This is a genomic window from Streptosporangium sp. NPDC050284, from assembly GCF_044459525.1.
Taxonomy (GTDB): domain Bacteria; phylum Actinomycetota; class Actinomycetes; order Streptosporangiales; family Streptosporangiaceae; genus Streptosporangium.
Window position 1 is genome coordinate 191942 of sequence record NZ_JBITIZ010000009.1, and the last position, 13635, is coordinate 205576.

Genomic DNA, 13635 nt, shown 5'->3' on the forward strand with positions numbered 1-13635 from the left:
CGTCAGGCCTCCACGCCGGGATGTCCCGGAGAACCGGAGGGGAAGTCCTCCCGTACGAGCGAGGCGACGATGCGGGCGCCCATCGCGACCAGCGGCAGCCCGCCGCCGGGATGCGCCGAGCCGCCCACCAGGTACAGGCCGCGCAGGGGACCCCGGTTGCCCGGGCGGCGGAAGGGCGCGAGCCTGCCCGAGTAGGCGCCGCCGTAGATCGAGCCGCCCCACGAGCCGTACCGGTCGCGCAGGTCGGCGGGGGTGAACAGGTCCACGAAACGCAACCGCCCCGACAGGTCGTGACCCCTGCTCGCCAGGCGTTCGAGCACCAGGTCCCGGTACGCCTCGGGGGACATCGGCCACCGGCCGGGGTCGCGGGCGGGGACGTTGACCAGCATGACCCAGTTCTCCGTGCCCGGCGGGGCCTGCGAGGGGTCGTCCACGACCGAGCAGCCGATGTAGACGGTCGGGTCCTCCGGTGGCCTGCGCCGCCGGAAGATGTCACCGAACTCCCGCTCGTAGTCGCCGGAGAAGACGATCGAGTGGTGGCCGAGCCCTTCTGTCCTGCCCTCCACCCCGGCCAGCAGCAGGAACGCCGAGGAGGAGGTGCCGAGCGCGGCGATGCGCCGCAGCCGCCGCCGGTCGGGCAACAGCTGCCCGTACAGCGCGGCGGCGTCGGTGTTGGCGACCACGATGTCGGCGCGCTCACGCTCGCCCGAGGCGAGCCGCACCCCCGTGACCCGTTCGCCGTCGGTGAGCACCCGGGTCACCTCCGCGCCCAGGACGACCTCCACCCCGGCCTTCTCCAGCAGCGGGACCAGGGCGTCGGCGATGCGGGGAAGCCCTCCGGGGACGTACCAGCCGCCCTCGCCGTGCTCGATCGCCGGGACGCACCCCAGCGCGGCCGGGGCGCGGTACGGGTCGGAGCCCGCGTAGGTCGCGTAACGGCCGACGTACTGGCGCAGGCGCGGGTCGGTGAAGAAACGGCGGGCCAGGCCGTCGAGGGTCCGGCCAGGCGCCACCGCGAGCAGGTCCGACAGGCGGGCCTCGGTGGGCGGCCGGGTGAGCGGTCCGCTGAAGAAGGTGCGACGCGAGGCGTCGAAACAGCCCCGCGCCCAGTCGTGGAAGGCGAGCCAGGCGCGGCCCTCGCCGGGCGCGAGCCGGTCGACCTCGGCGGCCATCCGCACCGGGTCGCGGTACGCCGCGAGCGTCGAGCCGTCGGCGAAGCGGTAGCGGCACAGCTCGTCGAGCTCCACCAGGTCGAGCTGCAGCCCGAGGTCGGTGAAGACGCCGGGCAGGGTGAGCAGGGAGGGGCCGATGGAGAAGGTGAAGCCGTCCCTGGTGTGCTCGGCGAGCTTGCCGCCCAGCCGGGGGAGCCGCTCGTACAGGCGCACCCGATGCCCCTGCCCGGCCAGCAGCAGCGCGGAGACCATGCCACCGACGCCGCCGCCTATCACCGTTGTCTCAGGCATCCGCGCCCCCTTCCGACGAGTTCGACGAGTCTGGTGAATCCGATGGGTTCCATGGGTGAGGTGTCACGCCCGGCCCGCCTCGGGATCCGGCCGTCCACGGCGTCCGCGCCTCCAGGCGAGCAGGGTGAACAGGCCCATCGAGAGCCCTCCGGCCGTGGCCACCAGCGGGTCCGTCGGGTCGAAGACGAACGCGAAGCCGATGGTCTCCATGACCGCCATCACCGTGTAGACCGACACCAGCCCGGCGTTCCACGTCGCGGGCTCGGTGAGTACGCCCTCCAGCAGGGCCATGACCAGCAGGGAGACGACGAGCCAACCCGCGAAGTTGCCGAGGGGGACGTCCCGGTAGGGGCCGGGGTCGTGCCAGACCCACAGGTCCAGCCGCATCATCTGCGGGTCCAGGAACAGGTCCCAGGCGGTGAGGGCGAGCGCCCCCGTGACGATCCGCGCGGCCCTGCTCCCCGGCGCGATGGCGGCGGCCACGGCGTGGGCCGCGAGCCCCATGCCGCCCCACGCCACCGCCACGATCACCGGCACCCCGCCGAGCGCGGGCTGGAGAACATCGGTGTAGTGGTAGGCGCCGAACGGCACGCCCGTCCTGATCCCGATCCACTCGGCGGCGTACCCGGTCGCGACCACGGCCGCGAACGCCGCGAAGACCTTGGCGGGGGAGTGGGTCGCGCAGGCGAAGGCGAGCGCGCTCGCCGCGAGCAGCAGGACGACGACGCTGGTCAGCAGGATCGGCCGGGCCTGCAGTCCCGTGGCGACCTGCGCGACGACCATCGCGCCCAGCAGCACCGTGCCGAGCACGCTCGCCGCGCCCGCTCGCGCTCTCACCGGCGAAGGCCGCTCCCGCACCGCGTCGTGCCCGGATCGTCCGCTGCTCATCTGATGGCTGTGCCCCATGGACGGTCATTCGATCGGTCGGGCGCGGTCAGATTCACTTTGAGGTCGCGATTCCGACCGGGTTTCCGAGAAGCCGGATTTCCGGGAGCTCGCCCGGGGCGCCCCCACCGGATGTCGACGACCGGCGGCCGGTGGGGCGGGATCTCTGATGATTCTCTGATCTGCGCTGTCTAGCTTCGTGATGGGCGGCATGCCGACCGTACACGGCATGCCGCCCAGGCGGGTCCCATAGCCGCCGCAGGGACCCACGAGGGTCCAGGAAACGCCCCCGGAAGAACCCCGGCGAAGACCCCGGAGAGATCCGGAATCGCGAAGACGCCGCGGTGACCCGAGTGAGACCAGAGGAGCCGAGCATGAGTGTTCCCGCCGAGCCGCCGTTCCCGCACCCCCTTCTCGAAGCGCTGCGGAACTCGCCCGGCGCCCCGGCCTTCGAGCAGGGGGACAGGGTCGTCTCGCGAGGTGAGCTACTGGAGATCATCTGGCGGCTGGCGGGGGCGATGCTCGACGCCGGGCTGGGCCCCGGCAGGGCCGTCGCCGTCAACACGGGCGTCACCCCCGAGGCGTTCGCCGCCCACATCGCCGCCTACACCCTGGGCTGCCGGGTCGTGGGAGTCCGGCCCGGCTACCCGGCGGCCCAGCTCGCCCATGTGCTCGGGATGGGAGTCGACGCCCTCCTCGTCGACCGGTCCACCGTGACGCCGGAGCTGCTCGGGGCCGCCGGCCCCATCACGCTGCTCTCGCTCGGGCCGTGCCCCCAGCCCGACGGCCGTTCTGTCCTCGCGGCGGTCGACCTGCTCGCCGACACCGGTGCCGACGAGCAGCGGCCCCTCGTCGCCGCGGCCCGTCCGGACGACGTGGCCGCCCTGAGTTTCACCAGCGGCAGCACCGGCCGCCCCAAAGGCTGCGCGATCACCTACCGCGCGCTCGGCGAGCACTGGTCGTGGCAGCCCCGCGTGTGGTCCCCGCTCACGAACGAGCTCGCGGGAGCCTTCGAGCGCTACATGCTGTTCGGCACCCTGTCCAGCATGGTGGTCCTGGACTTCCTGGGGCTGTGCCTGCTGGGAGGGGGCACCGCGGTGATCCCCGAGGAGGACGGTAAGCCCCTGTTCCCGTACGCGATCGAACGCCACCGGATCACCGGCTCCATCATTACCGTGCCCCGGCTGTACCAGATGCTCGACCTGCTCCGGGACGAGCCGGTCGACGTCGGCTGCCTGCGCGCGCTGGTGGTGGCCGGATCACCGATCGGTCCGGGGCGTCTGGCGGAGGCGGGGGACCGGCTCGGGCCCGTGGTCTACCAGGGGTACGGGCAGACCGAGGTGGGCCTGATCTCGGTGCTCACTCCCGCGGACATCGCCGCGTTCCCGGCCCACGCCCTGCCCTCGGTCGGCCGACCGTACTCGGGTGTCGAGATCAGCGTGCGCGACGAGGAGGACCATGAGGTGGCCGTAGGGCGCACCGGTGAGATCTACGTGCGCACCCCGTACCTGATGTCGGGTTACTGGGGGGATCCGAAGGAGACCGGCGAGACCCTGCGGGACGGCTGGGTGCGCACCCGGGACCTCGGCCACCTGGACGAGAAGGGTTTCCTGCACCTTGTCGGCCGCACCCGTGACGTGATCATGGTCAACGCGATGGTGGTGTACGCGGGGCCCATCGAGCGGGTGCTGGCCGGCCATCCCGACGTCGCCGAGGCGTACGTGGCCGGGGCACCGGACGAGCTGACGGGAGAGGCCGTCCACGCGTTCGTCGTACCGGCCGAGGGCAGGACCCTCGACTGCGACGCGCTGGCCGCGCTGGTGGGCGACGAACTCGGCGAGAGCAGCGTCCCCTGGACGATCACGACGCTGTCCTCCGTCCCGGTCGCCGCGAGCGGCAAGCCCGACAAGCGCGCTCTGCTGGACCTGCTCGACCGGCGGGCTCTCTGATCCTTCTCTGAGAATTGCCCGCCAACACTGATGGCGTCCGTTCGACCAGATCGCTGTGACGGAGGTTGTACGTGCCGGACAATGCCCTGGACTACGTGGTGATCGGTGCAGGACCCGCGGGTCTGCAACTGGGATACCTTCTCGCCAAGGCGGGACGGAGCTATCTGATCCTGGAGGCGGGCCCCGCGGCGGGCGCGTTCTTCCAGACCTTCCCGCGCCACCGCCAGCTCATCTCGATCAACAAGAAGTACACCGGTTCCGACGATCCCGAACTCAACCTCCGGATGGACTGGAACTCGCTGCTGTCGGACGACCCCGACCTGCTGTTCACCCGCTACAGCGACCGCTACTTCCCCCACGCCGACGACATGGTCCGCTATCTCGCCGACTTCGCCGCCGCCTGCGACCTGCGCGTCACCTACGACGCCCGCGTCACCCAGGTCACCCGTGCCTCCGGCAACGGCCACTTCCTGGTGACCGACGAGCGCGGCCGGACCTACGAGGCGAGACGGCTGGTCGTCGCGACCGGGGTCAGCCGGCCCAACATCCCGCCGATACCGGGCATCGAGACGGCCGAACCCTACGGCACCGTCTCCACCGACCCGTCCGAATACGTGAACCAGCGGGTGCTCATCATCGGCAAGGGCAACTCGGCGTTCGAGACGGCCGACAGCCTGGTCGAGACGGCCGCGGTGATCCACGTCTCCGGGCCGAACTCCGTCCGGATGGCGTGGCGCACCCACTTCGTCGGAAACCTGCGCGCGGTCAACAACAACTTCCTCGACACCTACCAGCTCAAGTCCCAGAACGCGCTGCTCGACGGCGACGTCAAGCGGATCGAGCGCCAGGCCGACGGCTCGTACCTGGTGACGGTGAGCTTCGTCCGCGCCGACGAGGTCACCAAGGACATCCCCTACGACAGGGTCATCGTCTGCACCGGCTTCCGGATCGACGCCTCGATCTTCTCCGACGAGTGCCGCCCGGACCTGATGATCAACGACAGGTTCCCCGCGCTCACCCCCGCCTACGAGTCGGCCAACGTGCCCGGCCTCTACTTCGCGGGAACCCTGACGCAGTCCCGCGACTTCAAGCGCGGCACCAGCGGGTTCATCCACGGTTTCCGGTACGGCACCCGGGCGCTGCACCGAGTCCTGGAGAACAGGTACCACGACGCCCCGTGGCCCGGCCGTGAGCTCCCGGCCGAGCCGGAGGCGCTCGCGGAGGCGGTGCTCGAACGGGTCAACCGCAGTTCGGCACTGTGGCAGCAGTTCGGGCTGCTGGGCGACGTCATCGTCCTCGACGGCCACGGCGGGGCGCGCTATATGGAGGAGCTGCCGGTCGACCTGGAAGGTCCGCCGATCGGCGACGGCGGCCACTTCACGATCACCTTGGAGTACGGACCCGAGCACGACAAGGTCGATCCGTTCGACATCGGGGTGGGCCGGATCCGGCAGAACGACGCCGAACGCGCCGCCGAGGGCCATTATCTGCACCCGGTCGTGCGCCACCACCGGGCCGGCGCGCCGCCGGCCGTCCACCACGTCACCGAGAACCTGGAGAACGAGTGGACCTCCCGGGAGGTCCACGTCGAACCGCTCCGCGCGTTCTTCGCCCGCCAGACCGCCTCGGTACCGGCGTGACGGACGTGAGGACGCCGGACATGGTCCCGCACCTGATGGGCGTGGGGAGGACGGGCGTGGCGGGTGATCCCTTCCCACACCTGGCGGACGTGCCGGACATGGTCCCGCACGCGGTGGACGCGAGGATGCCGGACGCGGCGGATGAGCGTCTCCCGCACCTGGCGGACGCGAGCACACGGGCGACTGTGACCCCGACGCCCCCGACGCCCCCGGCCGCGCAGCCGGCCCCGGCGGGCCCGTGGACCCCGCGCGAGTTCGAGGCCGCGGCCCGTGCGCGCCTCGCCCCCGAGCACTACGACTACTTCGCGGGCGGTGCGGGGGAGGAGGTCACCGTACGGGCGAACGAGGCCGCGTTCGAGAGGCTCTCCCTGGTGCCTCGGGTGCTGCGAGGCGCGGGGAGACCCCGGACCGACGTCACCCTGCCCGGCGGCCGGGCGGCGATGCCCGTGCTGGTGGCGCCGACCGCCTTCCACCGGCTCGCCGACCCCGAGGGCGAGCGGGCCACCGCGCGGGCGGCGGCCCGCGCGGGGACGATCATGATCGTGAGCATGGCGTCCACCGTCGCCGTCGGGGACGTGGCCGCAGCGGCGCCCGAGGCCACCCTGTGGTTCCAGCTCTACGTCCAGCCGGACATGGCCTTCACCGAGACGCTCGTGCGGCGCGCCGAGGCGGCCGGGTGCCGGGCGCTGGTCGTCACGGTGGACTCACCGGCCCATGGCCTGCGGGACCGGGAACGGCAGCACGGCTTCCACGACCTGCCGAAGGGGATGGCCTGCGAGAACCTGCGCGACGGCGGGCGGGTACGGCCGATCGTCATGTCGCCGGAGATCTCCTGGGAGCACATCGACCGGCTCAGGGAGACGACGGCGCTCCCGATCATCCTCAAGGGCGTCGCGCATCCCGCCGACGCGCGCCTCGCGCTCGACCACGGGGTCTCGGGGCTGATGGTGTCCAACCACGGCGGCCGCCAGCTCGACACGGTCCCGGCCGCCGTCGACCTGCTGCCGGAGATCGTGGCCGCCGTCGGCGGTGCCGTCCCGGTGCTGATGGACGGAGGCGTACGGCGCGGTACCGACGTGCTGAAGGCGATGGCGCTGGGCGCCGACGCGGTCGCGGTCGGCCGTCCGGTGATCTGGGGTCTGGCCGCGGACGGCGAGCGCGGCGTGACCCGCGTGCTCGACCTGCTCCGTGCGGAGGTCGAGCACGCGCTCACCCTGTGCGGCTGCGCGTCGGTCCACGACCTCGATCCGGGCATGGTGCGGCGGTCATGCCGGTGACCGCGCCGGTCAGGGCGGCGGTGATAGCGGCCGGTGCCGTCGCCGTGCTCAGCCTGCCTCGATGGCTCCCGGCCAAGGTCGTGGCGCTGCGGACGCGGGTCTTCGCCCGGATCAACGGGGAGGAGGGGATCACCGTCCCCGGAGACCTGATCGGCGTCGAGAGGTTCAGGGAGATCTACTCCCACCCGGCTGTGAACGGCCGCAGCCGGGGGGCCGCGCTGTCGGACCTGTTCTGGTACTGGCTCTCGCCCGGCGCCGAGCTGCACCAGGAACACCTCGAGGTGGGAGAGCGGTACGACGCGGTCGCCCGTGCCACGCGCGGCTTCCTCTCCGTACCGCGCGTGGAGGCCGAGGAGCTCACCCGCCGCTGCGTCGCCCGGACGCTGCGGGACGCGGGTGGGCTGGTCCGGCTGCGCGACCTGATGATGCCGGTCTGGGCGGAGTTCTACTACGAACTCGTCTTCGGCGAGCCGTGTCCGCCGACGGCGCGCGACCTGATCGTGGCCAACGCGGACGACGTCGTCACCGCGCTCAAGTGCTGCGGGCTGCGGCACATGGACCGGCGCGACCGGCTGACCCGGTATCTCGCCGGCCTGCTGCCCCGGGTGCGAGACCGGCTCCCCGCGGGGCTGTCGGCCAGGGAGCAGGCCCTCTATCTGCAGGGGACCTTCTTCAACACCGCGGTCGTCCAGATGTCGGAGGCGACGGCCCACCTGCTGATGGTCCTCGCCCAGCACCCGGAGACTCAGGCCGAGGTGCTCGCGGGCGACGATCGCCACCTCGACCGCGTCATCTCCGAGACGCTGCGGCTCTACCCGCTCTTCGGCATCGCCCACCGTGTCACCACCGGCGACATCTCCCTCGACGAGCACACGACGATCCCGGCCGGCTCGGTACTGTGCTTCGACTATCCCGCCTTCCACCGCGAGGGCTTCTCCGATCCCGGCCGTTTCGACCCCGGCCGTTTCGCCACGGACCGCTCGCACGCGAACTACTCGCACCTGGACCGCTCAAGCCAGGCCCCTCCGGAACCGGACCGCTCGGGCCGAGGAGGTCGGACGGGCCGCTCGGGGCGGGGCGACCGGCCGGACCACTCAGGCCAGAGCGGTCCCGCCCCGGACCGCCCGGCCCCCGGCTGTCCCGTCTCGGGCCGTCCTCGCCCGGACCGGCCCGCGGTCCGGGAACTCAACCACATCCCGTTCGGCATCGCCGCGAACCGTCCCTGCCCCGCCTGGCGGCTGGCGCCGATCACCATGCGGGTGGCGGTGCGGGAGGTCCTGCGCGCGTACGCCCTCGACACCTCCGCCTCCCACACCCGCTCGATGCCCAACCGGGGACCGTGCCTGCTCGTTCCGAGGGGCGCCCGAAGGGGGGCGGCCCATCGGGCGACGTTGGTGTTCGTGCGGTTCCGCGACCGCTGGGAGGACGTCTGGCGCAGCCTGGTGCAACTCGTCCTCGGCACCTACATGGTCTGGGACGCGCGCGAGCAACGGCTGTGTGAGCGCCATTTCGCGGAGGCCGATCGCCTGGCCGCCACAAAGAGCAGATGATCACCCGGACCACGAGCGGAGAAACGGTATGCCCACCCTGGCACAGGTCGCCGCCGGTGACCCGAACCTCGAACTGATCCTCAAGGTCCTGCCCGCCCTGGTCGTCATTCTGCTGGCCGCGGCGATATGCGGCCGGCTGGCGCTCATGATGATGCAGCCGCGCGTCCTCGGCGAGATGGTCGCCGGTGTCCTCCTCGGTCCGACGCTGTTCGGCCAGCTGTTCCCCGAGGCGCAGGCGGCCGTGTTCCCCGCCGAGGTCAGGCCGGTCCTGTACGTGTTGAGCACCATCGGGCTGACGCTGTACATGTTCCTGGTGGGGGCCGGGCTCGGGCACGGCGTGGAGGAGCCCGGCCAGGGCCGTCGGGCGGCGACGCTGGCGCTCGCCGGCATCGTCCCCGCCCTCATCCTCGGCTCCTGCGTCGGCCTGCTCCTGTGGGAGATGCTCTCGCGCCCCGACGTCAGCCGGTGGGAGTTCGCCCTGTTCGTGGGGGGAGCGCTCTCGCTGACCGCGTTCCCCATGCTGGCCAGGATCCTGTACGAGCGAGGGCTGGAGAACTCCCCCCTCGGAAGACTCACCCTGGTGGCGGCCTCCATCGACGACGCCCTCGCCTGGTGCATCCTCGCCGTGCTGTCGGCGATGCACCTCAACGCGGGGACCGGCGACGCGGTGCGCACCATCGCCTTGGCGGCGCTGTTCGCGGTGGTGATGCTGAAGGTGGTCGCGCCGCTGCTGCGGCCCCTGGGCGAGAGCGTCGCGCGGACCGGAAAGATCGGCCCCGGCGCGATGTACGTCGTCGTCCTCGTCCCTCTCACCGCCGGCTGGCTCACCGACTGGATCGGGGTCTACGCGGTCTTCGGCGGTTTCATCGCCGGGCTGGCGATGCCCCGCGACCCGGCGTTCCGCCAGGCGCTGCACGGCCGCATGATGGACGTCGTCTCGACGTTGCTGCTGCCGGTCTTCTTCGCCTTCTCGGGGCTGAACACCCACCTCGACGGCATCGCCGGCGGTCCCATGCTCCTGGCGTTCGCCGCGATCCTCGCCGCGGGTTTCTGCGGGAAGTACTTCGGCTGCTCGTTGTCGATGAGGGCCCTGGGATTCGGCTGGCGCGAGTCCTACGCGGTGGGGGCGCTCATGAACGCGCGAGGGCTGATGATCCTCATCTTCATCAACATCGGCCTGGCGCAGGGCATGATCACCCAGGAGCTCTTCGCCATTCTCGTGCTGGTGGCCATCGTCACCACCGCGGGAGCCCTGCCGCTGTACAAACTGGCGCTGCCGGAGCGCCACGAACGCGCCCACGGATCCGTGTCCGCCGACCGGGGTCCGCGCTCCTCGGAGGAACAGGTCGAGAAATCTCTTTCCTCGTGACCGTCCGAATAGCTCAGATGCGTTGAATGCCCCAAATGCATGATAAATATCGCTTTGTGATCATCTGAACACGCTGTGGACATTGTCATGTAAGTTTCAACAATTTCGGGAAAACTGGTAATTCGGTGGGAGGAATGTCTACGGTTGCTTCGTGGCTGCGACATCGGCGATATCCAGCCCGTCCGCTGGCCGGTTGCTCCTCGTCGAGGACGACCGCGAGCTCGGGTCCATGCTGTTCGGATTGTTCACCGAGCAGGGATACAGGGTCGACCTGGCCCGGGAGGGACAGCGCGGCCTGCACCTGGGCCTGAGCCGTCCCTACGACGTGATGATCGTCGACCGGGGCCTGCCGGCGGTCGACGGCATCGAGTTGCTGACCCGGCTGCGACGGCGGGCCGTCACCGTGCCGGTGCTCGTGCTGAGCGCCTTCGGCACGGTCGCCGACCGGGTCACCGGGCTCGACGCGGGCGCCGAGGACTACCTGGTCAAACCATTCGAGATCGAGGAGCTGCTGGCGAGGGTGCGGGCACTGCATCGCAGGAACCTCGACCAGGCCAGGCTGCTGCCGCTCGGCGCGGGCTGGCTGGACCCCGAGTCCCACGTCGTGGAGCTGCCGACCGGTGAGCAGGTGACGCTGTCGGGGCAGGAGTGCCGGCTGCTGTGCGCGCTGGCGACCCGGCCGCGGCAGGTGCACACGCGCGCCTCGCTGCGCCATCGCGTCTTCGACGGCGCCCGGACGGAGTCGATCGTGGACACCTACGTCTACTATCTGCGCGCCAAGCTGGGGGCGGACGTCGTACGCACCGTGCGAGGTGTTGGATACCGCCTGGGCGGGCTGTGAGAAGGCGTCCGCCCCACGAGCCGGAGCGCCACCTGCTGGCCCGTGCCCGCCGCCGGATCACCACGCAGGTGGCGGGCGCGATCTCCGTGATGCTCGTGCTCGTCGGATGGCTGGCGTACTGCGTCATCGTGAGCGACCAGGAGGCCTCCGCGCGGCGTGATCTCACCGTCGCGGCCCAGCGCGCCCCCCTGTCGCAGCCCCCGCCCTGCGTCTGGCTGTTCGAACTGCGGGACGGCGCCGTGCTCAGCTCTCCCGGCGCACCCGTGGCGCTGCCGGTGCGCACCGCGCTGCGCCAGGTCGCGGCCGGACACGAGCCCCAGGTCGCCCAGGTCGAGATCGCCGGGCAGTCCTATCTCATCCGCACCCAGCGGCGTGGTGACGTGACGGTCCAGGCGGCGATGGACCTTCGCTACCAGGCCGCGGAGCGGCGCCGGTTGCTGCGCACGCTCGCCGTCGCCGAGCTCACCGGCCTGCTGGCCGCACTGATGATCGGTCAGGTCGTCGCCCGAAGGGCGATCGCGCCGCTGGGCGAGGCGCTGGCCCGCCAGCGCCGGTTCGCCGCGGACGTCAGTCACGAGCTGCGTACCCCGCTCACCCGCCTGCACGTCCGCGCCCAGATCGTCGCCCGCGGGTTGCGGCGGGAGACCGACCCGCTCCTCGCCGCGGCCGAGGTCGACCAGCTGGTGAACGGCACCCGGCAGCTGGGCGACGTGGTCGAGGACCTGCTGCTGACGGCCCAGTTCGGGCAGCTGCGCAAGCCTTTCGGTCCGGTCGACCTCGCCGCGCTGGCCGAGGAGCTCGTCCTGGCCGAGACGGCCCGTGCCCAGGCGCGCGGCGTGACGATCGAGGTACGGTGCCAGGGGCCGGGCGGCCACGTCGTGCGCGGGGCGCAGTCCGCGCTGCGAAGAGTGATCTCCGCGCTCCTGGACAACGCGCTCACCCACACCCGGGCGGGCGGCCACATCTGGGTGGTCCTCTCCGGCGCCCCGGAGACGGTCCGGCTCGACGTCCGCGACGACGGCGCGGGCCTCGATCCCCGCGACGCCGAACGTCTCTTCACCCGGTTCGTCGGCGGGTCCCGCAGCGGGGGCCTGGGTCTCGGTCTCGCCCTCGTCCGCGAGGTGGTGGACGGCCACGGCGGGACCGTCACCGCGGACGGGCACCCGGGAGCCGGGGCGGTGTTCACCGTCCTGCTCCCCGCGGACCCCGTACCGGCCGACAAGGAGGTGGGGCTGGGGGGCCCGGGCACGTCACGCGTGGGCGTGTGATTGGCTGTGACCCCGTGGACATGGCCGAGATGCTGGGACTGTTGGGCGCCGGGACGCTGGCCGGGGTGGTCGGCACGGTGGTGAGCCTGGCGTCGATCGTCTCCTACCCGGCGCTGCTCGCGTTCGGCCTGCCGCCGCTGACCGCGAACGTCACGAACACCGTGGCGCTCACCTTCCACGGCGTGGGTGCGGCGCTCGGTTCGAGACCTGAGCTCGCCGGGCAGGGCGGCAGGGTCCTACGGCTCGGCGTGATGACCCTGATCGGCGGGGCGGTGGGGTCGGCGCTGCTGCTGATGACCCCTTCCGACACGTTCGAGGCGATCGCGCCGTGGCTGATCGCGGTCGCCTCGCTGCTGCTGATCCGCCCGCCCAAGGCCGAAGGAGGCATCGGAGACGAGAACGGGTGGACGGCGCGCGCCGCGCTCTTCGTCGTCGCGGTCTACATCGGCTACTTCGGTGCCGCGGGCGGGATCCTCATGTTCGCGGTGCTCTCGGCCGTGCTCGACCAGGCGCCGGTCAGGGTCAACGCGATCAAGTCCGTCGTGTCCTCGCTGGCGAACGCGGTGGCCACGATCGGCTTCGCCCTCTTCGGCCCGGTGCAGTGGTCGGCGGTGGCGCCGCTCGCGCTGGGATTCTTCCTGGGCGGCCTGCTCGGACCGCCGCTCGCCCGCCGCCTGCCCGGCCGCGCGCTCCGGCTCGGCACCGCCACCTGCGGCCTGATCGTCGCGATCAAACTCGGCCTCGACGCCTACGCGTGAGCCCTTCGTGTGACGGTGACGTGACGTGCCGGTCACCAGGGTGAACCCGGCCGCCGAAGCTCTGGGATGACCCTTGACATCGGGATTCCCTGAGGTCACGCTGTTGCGTATAGCGCTGCCTGTTCCGCCTTACGAAACCGGGGTTTGTTGCGATGATCCCTGCCTGTCCCCTCGCGGCTCTTCCACCGGGTGAGGCCCACCGGCTCGACGTCGACCCGCCGATCGCCGTCTTCCACACCGAGGACGGCGAGATCTACGCCGTGGACGACACCTGCACCCACCAGGACGCCTCCCTGTCCGACGGGTGGCTGGAGGGCTGCGAGATCGAGTGCCCCCTGCACTCGTCGAGTTTCGACCTGCGGACGGGACGGCCGAACTCTCCTCCCGCCAAGCTGCCCCTGCGCACCCACCGGGTGGTGGTCGAGGACGACACCGTCTACGTCATCCCCTCCTCCGAGCCGCCGAACCTGCCGCCCGGCGTCCGCACGAGCACCGCATAAAAGATCGCGCGAGAACGCGTAGGCCGGGGCGCCGCGTGAGAACGCGAGCACCGCGTAGGCGAGGGTGCCGCCCCGAGGGCCATGCAGAAAAAGCGAGCACCGTGAAGACGCGAGCACCGCGTGAAGAGGAGCGAT

At 71.6% G+C, this 13635-nt stretch carries 11 protein-coding genes; 9 read left to right on the forward strand and 2 right to left on the reverse strand.

All coding sequences use genetic code 11. From position 1 onward, the window contains the following. Positions 1-2: 2 nt before the first annotated feature. A complete protein-coding gene (locus tag ACIBH4_RS22135) occupies positions 3-1463 on the reverse strand; it encodes a phytoene desaturase family protein (protein ID WP_362511640.1) in 1461 nt (486 codons plus the stop codon). Positions 1464-1526: 63 nt separating this feature from the next. Further along, entirely contained in the window at positions 1527-2351 is an 825-nt protein-coding gene (locus ACIBH4_RS22140) for a carotenoid biosynthesis protein (protein ID WP_362768753.1), read from the reverse strand. 371 nt (positions 2352-2722) lie between these two features. On the opposite strand from ACIBH4_RS22140, the gene ACIBH4_RS22145 reads away from it, so the two are divergent. The 9 genes from ACIBH4_RS22145 to ACIBH4_RS22185 all read left to right on the forward strand — a co-directional run bounded on the left by ACIBH4_RS22145 (position 2723) and on the right by ACIBH4_RS22185 (position 13500). Next, a complete protein-coding gene (locus ACIBH4_RS22145) occupies positions 2723-4297 on the forward strand; it encodes an AMP-binding protein (RefSeq protein WP_362511634.1) in 1575 nt (524 codons plus the stop codon). A gap of 71 nt (positions 4298-4368) precedes the next feature. Beyond that, positions 4369-5937: an NAD(P)-binding domain-containing protein gene (locus tag ACIBH4_RS22150; protein ID WP_362768756.1), complete on the forward strand. Its 1569-nt coding sequence runs from the start codon at positions 4369-4371 to the stop codon at positions 5935-5937. Beyond that, positions 5934-7214, forward strand: coding sequence for an alpha-hydroxy acid oxidase (locus ACIBH4_RS22155; RefSeq protein WP_362511628.1), 1281 nt, complete (start codon positions 5934-5936; stop codon positions 7212-7214). Before ACIBH4_RS22150 ends, ACIBH4_RS22155 begins: the two co-directional genes overlap by 4 nt. Beyond that, entirely contained in the window at positions 7205-8764 is a 1560-nt protein-coding gene (locus ACIBH4_RS22160) for a cytochrome P450 (protein ID WP_362511626.1), read from the forward strand. Before ACIBH4_RS22155 ends, ACIBH4_RS22160 begins: the two co-directional genes overlap by 10 nt. A 28-nt stretch (positions 8765-8792) precedes the next feature. Beyond that, positions 8793-10133, forward strand: coding sequence for a cation:proton antiporter (locus ACIBH4_RS22165; protein ID WP_362511623.1), 1341 nt, complete (start codon positions 8793-8795; stop codon positions 10131-10133). A 151-nt stretch (positions 10134-10284) separates the two neighbouring features. Further along, positions 10285-10974, forward strand: coding sequence for a response regulator transcription factor (locus tag ACIBH4_RS22170; protein WP_362511621.1), 690 nt, complete (start codon positions 10285-10287; stop codon positions 10972-10974). Further along, on the forward strand, positions 10971-12242 hold the full coding sequence (locus ACIBH4_RS22175) for a HAMP domain-containing sensor histidine kinase (RefSeq protein WP_362768759.1): 1272 nt from the start codon (positions 10971-10973) through the stop codon (positions 12240-12242). Before ACIBH4_RS22170 ends, ACIBH4_RS22175 begins: the two co-directional genes overlap by 4 nt. Positions 12243-12262: 20 nt before the next feature. After that, entirely contained in the window at positions 12263-13000 is a 738-nt protein-coding gene (locus ACIBH4_RS22180; RefSeq protein WP_362768761.1) for a sulfite exporter TauE/SafE family protein, read from the forward strand. A gap of 152 nt (positions 13001-13152) precedes the next feature. After that, on the forward strand, positions 13153-13500 hold the full coding sequence (locus ACIBH4_RS22185) for a bifunctional 3-phenylpropionate/cinnamic acid dioxygenase ferredoxin subunit (protein ID WP_362768763.1): 348 nt from the start codon (positions 13153-13155) through the stop codon (positions 13498-13500). Positions 13501-13635 lie beyond the last annotated feature (135 nt).

Coding starts and splice junctions, on each gene's coding strand:
- ACIBH4_RS22145 (WP_362511634.1), top strand. CDS start 2,723: ATGAGTGTTCCCGCCGAGCCGCCGTTCCCGCACCCCCTTCTCGAAGCG.
- ACIBH4_RS22140 (WP_362768753.1), bottom strand. CDS start 2,351: ATGAGCAGCGGACGATCCGGGCACGACGCGGTGCGGGAGCGGCCTTCG.
- ACIBH4_RS22135 (WP_362511640.1), bottom strand. CDS start 1,463: ATGCCTGAGACAACGGTGATAGGCGGCGGCGTCGGTGGCATGGTCTCC.
- ACIBH4_RS22165 (WP_362511623.1), top strand. CDS start 8,793: ATGCCCACCCTGGCACAGGTCGCCGCCGGTGACCCGAACCTCGAACTG.
- ACIBH4_RS22180 (WP_362768761.1), top strand. CDS start 12,263: ATGGCCGAGATGCTGGGACTGTTGGGCGCCGGGACGCTGGCCGGGGTG.
- ACIBH4_RS22160 (WP_362511626.1), top strand. CDS start 7,205: ATGCCGGTGACCGCGCCGGTCAGGGCGGCGGTGATAGCGGCCGGTGCC.
- ACIBH4_RS22185 (WP_362768763.1), top strand. CDS start 13,153: ATGATCCCTGCCTGTCCCCTCGCGGCTCTTCCACCGGGTGAGGCCCAC.